At 47.1% G+C, this 554-nt stretch carries 1 protein-coding gene; it reads right to left on the reverse strand.

Features of this window, described 5'->3' with window-relative positions:
* A partial coding sequence (locus LD39_RS19480; RefSeq protein ID WP_035552200.1) for a phenylalanine--tRNA ligase beta subunit-related protein occupies positions 1-554 on the reverse strand: 554 nt, incomplete at both ends.

The raw sequence follows: 554 nt of genomic DNA on the forward strand, positions 1-554 counted from the left end.
AAGCCGTGATCTTTTGAAGATTGACGTACAACTGCCGGGTCGAAATATGCTGCTTCAAGAATGATATTTTTCGTATCATCTTGAACTTCTGATTCGGCTCCACCCATGACGCCAGCGATTGCGTGAGGGGTCTCACCATTTGTAATCACTAAATGATCAGATGTAAGTGTGCGTTCCTGATCATCCAGCGTTTTAATGGTTTCACCGTCTTTCGCACGTCTTGTTACGACTTTATCACTGCCGAATCGATCGTAGTCAAATGCATGAAGCGGCTGACCGTATTCCATCAATACGTAGTTGGTGATGTCCACAACGTTGTTGATCGGACGAATTCCAGCAGCTGTCAGACGGTTTTGCATCCAAAGCGGGGATGGACCGACTTCGATCCCTTTGATGACAAACGCGCCATAGTATGGATTGGCCTCAGCATCGTCGACTTCCACAGAAACAGCGTTGTCGGCCTTTTCTCCTGAAGTGGAAACATGTTCTTCTGCCAGTTCATACGTACCATTGATCGCAGCAGCAACTTCATAAGCTACGCCTGCCATACTCAT

The organism is Halobacillus sp. BBL2006 (assembly GCF_000786645.1).
In the GTDB taxonomy this organism is placed as follows: Bacteria; Bacillota; Bacilli; order Bacillales; family Halobacillaceae; genus Halobacillus.